We start from the raw sequence: 1,343 nt of genomic DNA on the forward strand, positions 1-1,343 counted from the left end.
GCAATAATGTTAATGGTATAAATGGTAAATTTTCAAATTTAAATGGGTATCTTATAGATGTTTCTCTTGGATATAAATTCTAAAAGAGGTAAAGGATGAAAGAAATTCAGGAAGTTAAATATCCATACAATAATTTTTATGAAGTTATAGAAAAAAATGTACAAGAATTAGGTAAAAAACCTATAATCTTTGAAGATGATATAAAAATTACACATAAACAGCTAAAAAATCAGGTTGATTCTTTTTCAAAATATCTTGAAGTTGCAGGTATTGAAAAGGGAGATAATGTTGCAATTTTGATGACAAACTCAAAAGAGTTTATAATTGCATTCCTTGCAATTGGAAAGTTAGGAGCTGTTCCTGTACCAATAAATACTTTTTTAAAAAGACATGAAATTGAGTATATTTTAGAAAACAGCCAGTCAAAATTATTAATTACGCAAGATAAATTTGAGAAAGATTTAAAGGGAATTTTAGAGCAAATCCCGTCTTTAGAAAAAATTATATGGTCAGGAAATCCTAAAAACTTAGATTCGCATAATCTTTCTTTTGAAGAAGGCTTAACTTTAACAGATTATGAACATATAAAGCCTAAAGCAAGCCTTGAGGATACTGCAGTTATCATTTACACATCAGGTACAACCGGAAAACCAAAAGGAGTGATGCTTTCTTACAAAAATATATTTTCTAATCTTATAAATATTACAAAAATAGTTCCTTTATCTCACAAAGATAGATTTATTGTTTATCTTCCAATGTTTCATACTTTTACACTTACAGCAACTGTTTTACTGCCTCTCTATCTTGGAGCACCTATTGTTGTAATTAAATCAATATTCCCATTTTCCAATATTTTAAAGCAAGTTCTACTTAAGAGAATAACTATATTTATGGGCGTTCCAGAAGTTTATAATGCACTTTCAAAAGCAAAACTTCCATGGTATTTTATGTGGTTTAACAGGCTCAGAGCCTTTGTATCGGGAGGTGCTCCTCTTTCAGAAGCCACACTGGAAAGAATGAAGAAAAAGTTTCCTAAAGTACCTCTTCTTGAAGGGTATGGTCTTTCTGAAGCTTCTCCTGTTGTGTCCATTAATAGGCTTGAAAAACAAAAAAATCTATCAGTTGGGCTACCACTTCCTGATTATCAGGTAAAAATTGTAAATGATGAATTAATTGAACTTCCAACAGGAGAAATAGGTGAAATAATAGTAAAAGGCGATAACGTCATGAAAGGTTATTATAAAAATCCAGAAGCTACGGAGCAAACAGTCATTAACGGATGGCTTTTAACAGGAGATTTGGGATATGTTGATGAAGATGGATACATATATATTGTTGACAGG

The 1,343-nt window shown here is 30.7% G+C and carries 1 protein-coding gene; it reads left to right on the forward strand.

All coding sequences use genetic code 11. The features are described 5' to 3' along the window. Positions 1 to 95 precede the first annotated feature (95 nt). Positions 96 to 1,343, forward strand: a 1,248-nt coding sequence (locus HG1285_RS01290; protein WP_008289431.1) for an AMP-binding protein, incomplete at its 3' end; no start/stop codon positions are given.

The sequence above is a fragment of the Hydrogenivirga sp. 128-5-R1-1 genome, from assembly GCF_000171895.1.